The organism is Aliiglaciecola sp. NS0011-25 (assembly GCF_040370605.1).
Taxonomy (GTDB): domain Bacteria; phylum Pseudomonadota; class Gammaproteobacteria; order Enterobacterales; family Alteromonadaceae; genus Aliiglaciecola; species Aliiglaciecola lipolytica_A.
The window spans coordinates 1-5,560 of record NZ_BAABWR010000040.1 but is presented as its reverse complement, the minus strand read 5'-3'; the positions used below and the strand labels follow the sequence as shown (position 1 = coordinate 5,560).

The window sequence follows — 5,560 nt, the reverse complement described above, 5'->3', positions numbered from 1 at the left end:
GGGAATAAGAACAGGTTCATTCTGCTCTATAATGCCAATGGAACAATTAGAGGTACCAAAATCTAAACCTGCGAACATGCTATTCTCTTTATTTGTACTGTTTAATTTCACTCAATACTCATTAAATTCAACCCCAAAATTAGCCAAACAATTACACTGAAGTAAGAGAGCGTTATTTTTGCTAACTGGGTCATTATTGGTTGCTGAAAAGTTGGATTTTATAAAAACGTAGGTTTGAGTATTGGTAGAATACTCCAGCGTCTAAAGTGAAAACGACCAACTCAATGCGATGAACTTGGATAGTAAAGGGTATGCAATTGGTTTTCAATTATTGAGACATGCTAATCAGGGTAGTAGTGATAGAGGTTAACAAGACAGCACGCAAGCGTCAGGTGCACGATTCAACAATTGCGTCATGTATATTCGTACTATCCTCTTTTATCAATTCATTATATCGCGACACCAAAAAATGGAGTTTAGCTCTGCTATTTATTTCGCTAACATTTATGAGCAATTATGCCGGCATATTGATGTATTCAGGGGCTGTAACAACAATAGGTTGGATGGTATCTGAACTGCCCGCCTCTGTGGTTTAAATCAATGATGAAATATCAGCAACCTAGTAAAACTAAACCATCAAAGAGGCGAGTTTAAACTTATTATGAAAATTAACGTTTAATCTGGAGTTCTGATATCACCAAATTTCGGCCTCGTTCTTTTGCCACAAACAGCGCGGTATCGGCTCTTGCTATGACTGATTTCAATGAGTCGTCTCGCTCACTAAATTGTGCAACCCCTGTTGAAATAGTGAATTGAATTTCGCCCTTAGAAGTGTTCATAGTATTTTGCTGGGTAAGTACCCGCAAGCGTTCAGCAAATTGAATAGCCCCAGCGATTTCTGTATCAGCTAATATCATCGCAAACTCTTCACCGCCAATACGGCCGATGATGTCGGAGGAGCGTGATATTGAGGTTAACACCTCGCCCATCTCTTTTAGCGCGATATCGCCTATTTCATGGCCGTAGTTGTCATTGATGTCTTTAAACTTATCGATATCAAAGGTGACCACACAAAACGAGCTAGCATGTCGTTTGGCTTGTAAATAAAGTTGTTCACCGGCTGAGAAAAAAGCGCGTCTGTTAGGTAATTGGGTCAACTCGTCAGTCATGGCAAGTTGCTCTGCTGTTTGTTTGGCGTATTGTAGTTCTTTGGTTTGTTCTCTAACTTCTATTTCCAAGCGCTTATTATAATCTTCTAATTGAATAGCCATATCTTCTTTGTGCTTAAGGTAGTCAGCTTGTTTAATTGCTATTTCCATAAACTCAGCTATTTCAGACACCATTTTAATCTCTTCGACAGTCCACTCATGCTTTTCGCTTGAGTCCAAACAAAACAAGCCTACTACCCCTTTGTTATGACTAACCGGAACGTCTAAAACTGCGCGAGTATTGCCCTTTGTCATTGGCTCCTGTAATGGTAAAAAACGGTGGTCAGTTAATACGTCGGAAACGGCTAATAGTTTGAACTGGTTTAGTTCTTTCAAATAATCTGGCGCTATATTAAGGTCACTTTCTAGCCCCTCGATGTTAGGCATATGTTTTGGAGTAGAACAACGCCAAATTTTGAGAATACCTTGCTCAGAAACAGTTGAATAGGACACGCGATACAACGGGTATCTTTTGGCTAATTCTTCTAACGCAATTTGAATAATTCTCTCTGAAGACATGCCGGCATTAATACTTTTAACAATTTGACCAATAGTTTTGTATCTGTCTCGATTGTGTCTTAATTGAATAACTTCACTGCGATATTTCATCAGTTGTAGGCCAACGAAAAGGACCGAGATTAACAGAATGATAAAAATTATATAAACAACCAAGAGATCGCGTCCTCAAGTTATTGGCACTTCACGAAAGATTGTAGGAAAAGTTGTGTGCCCAGAATGCAATTTATAATCATCTCAAAAATATGAGCAGACTCAATACATATTAACTTTTTTTTAGACCGCCCGACTAAAACTTAACGTAATTGCTGCTAAACATTTGTACCTCAAAACCCAAGCATAGCTCAAATTTAATCGTTTAAAAAAATCGTTTCAATAATCCATGCAGTTTCAAATTTGTTGCAGTATAGGTAAAGCTCACAGTACATTTTTGCCAACTAGGATTAGTTACAATGCTAAAACGTTTGACACCACAACTGGCTCAAGTATTTTGAACTATAGTTATTTTACCTAGCCAAAAAGATTGTAAACTTAAAATATGAAGCGCCGACTATCTATTGCATTTTCCTCATGCTGTTTAATGCTGCTTTACTGGGCGCCGACTCTTTACGCCGAAGAAGCTGATGAAAAATTGCAGTTTTCCGGATTTGCTCGTGTGGTTATGGGTCATTTCGATGATGAAAATGCTGAGTACGTGGGCTATGACAACAGCATAAGTTTCGACCAACAATCCCTTCTTGGGCTGCAAGCAGATTACACTTTTAGTGATCAGCTTTCTTTAACTGGCCAGTTGATAGGTCACACAAGTGAGCTACGTTCTTCAGGATTGGAATGGCTTTATTTAACCTATACCCCGTCCAATACCGCACTTCAGTTTAAACTTGGCAAGCAGCGCATACCATTTTTCAATTACAGTGACAGCATCGATGTCGGTTTTGCTTACCCATGGTTAACGCTACCCCAGCAATTTTATGACACGGCATTCTTTTCAACCTTTGAAGGGGTGTTGGCTAATTACCAATATATTTATCACGATTGGGTGATGAACTTTGAAGGATATTGGGGTTATTACGACGATAAAATTTATTTAGCTAGCGGCGAAATCGATACCAAGGTAACAGGGCTTTTCGGAGTTAATACCAGTGCATCCTATAATGGGTTAACGTTTCGGGCAGCCTACAACCAAGGAAACGCTAAACTGCAACTTCCTGCTGCAACACAGTTTGCTGAATTGCTCAATCAGTATGGGTTTAGTCAAAATGCAGCATCACTTAATCCGGATGGTCTCATTCATTTTTATCAACTAAGTGCTAATTATGAGAACCTAGATTATTTTGTACGTAGCGAAGTTGCGAGAATGGTGGGTGAAAGTGGTCCAGTTCCCGACATAGATAGCTTCTACATTTCCGCAGGTTACAACTTTCATCCATACACTTTATATATTTCCTACGGCGCTCGAGATGTGCATTACGATCACGGACCTAATGAAATCCCCTACGGTATTTCAGATGAACTTGACTTTCTAGCGGCAACCTACGAATCCGTACTCAGCGGTTTTCCTGACGATAAGAGCAAAGGCACTAAAATTGGCCTTAGGTGGGACTGGCGATATAACGTGGCGTTTAAAGCAGAAGTCACCTACGTTGACGCTGAAAAAGTAAGTAACGATTTTGCGATCAAAGATTTAGGAGGATTCGATGGCCATGGGGTCTTGTATCAACTAGGAATTGAATGGATATTTCTATGAAAAAATGGGGCATTTTGCTGCTACTCGCATCACTTTGTTTTTTTCAAGTTGCTAGGGCAAATGAAACTATAGTGGTGGTTGCCAACATTTCAGATAAATCAATTCAGCTTAACCGGCAACAAATACGTAATTTATATATGGGCGGTATGATGCCTAATGATCTGAACGTAATCGCATTATCACCAGATAACGTAACCCGCGTGATATTCAATACAAAAGTGGTGGGGTTAACAGAGTCGCGAATCCAATCATATTGGGCGCAAATGCGCTTTACTGGGCGTAAAAAAGCACCGAAAGAATTCGCCAATGAGCGTACTTTGCTTGAGTATCTAATCGACAATGAAGGAACTCTGGGGTATTTGCGAGGCAGTATCTCGATTCCCGATGATTTATTAGTTGTTTATACCATTGATTAGCCGTTTATCTTCGCAGTTACAATTAACAACTATTACCCTGCAATAGATAGAACAAAACGTAACCACCGTTTTAGCTCGATGTGCACATCGCTAACCAGCTAGTTGGTGAAAGACGTTTTGTTCATGCCATTAACATTAATCTATGCGCTAATTACCGTCATTTCATTTAAAATAAATTCTTCAACGCAACCTTCAGTGGCAGCCATATAATCCGCTAAGTGCTGGTTGCCCATGTGGGTTTGCCAAAGTTCACGTGTCTGCCAGTTTTCATAAAACATAAAATGCGCTGGATTTTCGTTATCTTGATGTAAGTCGTAGTTGATGCATCCAGCTTCATTGCGGGTAGTCTCGATAAGCTTTAACAGCTCCGCTTTGACTAAATCTACTTTGCCTGGAGCGGCTTTAATATTGGCCACTATGGTTAATTGAGTCATGCTAATTTCCTAATTAATATTGTTCAGTTTGATCTGCTAAGTTGGTTGCTTAAAAACCTTCCAACACGATTTTTCCGATCGATTTGCCTGATTCAAGTTCTTCATGAGCGGCTCTTAGATTCGCCGCATTAATTGTCCCAAGATGTTTACCTACAGTGGTTTGGATATAACCTTGGTCAATCAAATCACTTACTTTATTCAGTATGTGATGCTGCTCAATCATATCATCGGCCGTAAACATTGAGCGAGTAAACATAAACTCCCAGTGCAGCGATAAACTTTTAGCTTTCAGCTTGCTGATATCAAGGGATTCAGGATTGCAAACATGGACAGCCAAACTAGGATTGCAAACATGGACAGCCACAAACTAGACTAGAACTAGACTCTTAGGAAAATAGAATCAACTATGCTTTAGTATGATTAATTCAGGGAGTGAATTATGCCACTGGCAAGGAAGCGACAAATCAATCTTTCAGATACCCCTTATTATCATTGTGTATCCCGATGTGTCCGGCGTGCCTTTTTGTGTGGTGAAGATGAACTGACAGGGAAAAGCTATGAACATCGTCGCCAGTGGGTAGAAGACAGGTTGTTGTTTTTAACCACCGTATTTGCCATCGAAGTTTGTGCCTATGCAGTGATGAGCAATCACACCCATGTGGTTTTACATGTGAATGCTGACAAAGCTAAACATTGGACGGATACAGAGATTGCTCAGCGCTGGCACAAGCTTCACAAAGGAACCTTGCTCTCACAGAGGTTAACCTCAAAAGAAGCTCCCGTGTTCACAGACGCTGAACAAATCACACTCCAGTCAACCTTGTCCGTTTATCATAATCGCTTAACCGACATTAGCTGGTTTATGCGAGAATTGAATGAGCCGATTGCTCGACAAGCTAATCAAGAGGATGACTGTACCGGTCACTTTTGGGAAGGGCGATTCAAGTCCCAAGCACTATTGGATGAGCATGCATTGGCAGCTTGCATGGTGTACGTAGATTTAAACCCTATCCGGGCAAAAATGGCAACAACCCCAGAGTCTTCTAACCACACCAGTATTAAACGCCGTATTCATGATTTTAAGAAAGGTTATCAGCCCTCTACGTTAATGCCCTTTGTTGGCAACCCAAAACAGCCACAACCGCAGGGGCTAATGTTCGATTTAGTCGAATATCTTAAGTTGGTTGACCTATCTGGTCGCAGTATTAATCCTCACAAACGAGGTGCAATTGATATGAA

Annotated in this window: 5 protein-coding genes and 1 pseudogene; 3 read left to right on the top strand and 3 right to left on the bottom strand. The window is 40.4% G+C overall.

Annotation, left to right across the window (positions count from 1 at the left end; translation table 11 throughout):
- Positions 1-668 precede the first annotated feature (668 nt).
- Positions 669-1,817, bottom strand: a complete 1,149-nt coding sequence (locus tag ABWV72_RS21015; protein ID WP_353372915.1) for a sensor domain-containing diguanylate cyclase — start codon at positions 1,815-1,817, stop codon at positions 669-671.
- A gap of 487 nt (positions 1,818-2,304) precedes the next feature.
- Here ABWV72_RS21015 and ABWV72_RS21010 point away from each other — a divergent pair, with 487 nt between their 5' ends.
- Together ABWV72_RS21010 and ABWV72_RS21005 are read left to right on the top strand one after the other, a co-directional pair.
- Positions 2,305-3,471, top strand: a complete 1,167-nt coding sequence (locus tag ABWV72_RS21010; RefSeq protein ID WP_353372913.1) for a hypothetical protein — start codon at positions 2,305-2,307, stop codon at positions 3,469-3,471.
- Positions 3,468-3,887, top strand: a complete 420-nt coding sequence (locus tag ABWV72_RS21005) for a hypothetical protein (RefSeq protein WP_353372911.1) — start codon at positions 3,468-3,470, stop codon at positions 3,885-3,887. Before ABWV72_RS21010 ends, ABWV72_RS21005 begins: the two co-directional genes overlap by 4 nt.
- A gap of 140 nt (positions 3,888-4,027) precedes the next feature.
- On the opposite strand, the gene ABWV72_RS21000 is transcribed toward ABWV72_RS21005, so the two are convergent.
- Positions 4,028-4,321: a putative quinol monooxygenase gene (locus ABWV72_RS21000; RefSeq protein ID WP_342804640.1), complete on the bottom strand. Its 294-nt coding sequence runs from the start codon at positions 4,319-4,321 to the stop codon at positions 4,028-4,030.
- Between the two features lie 49 nt (positions 4,322-4,370).
- A pseudogene (locus ABWV72_RS20995) lies at positions 4,371-4,640 on the bottom strand (zinc-binding dehydrogenase); the annotation flags it as partial.
- Between the two features lie 120 nt (positions 4,641-4,760).
- On the opposite strand from ABWV72_RS20995, the gene ABWV72_RS20990 reads away from it, so the two are divergent.
- A partial coding sequence (locus ABWV72_RS20990; RefSeq protein WP_353372909.1) for a transposase occupies positions 4,761-5,560 on the top strand: 800 nt, incomplete at its 3' end.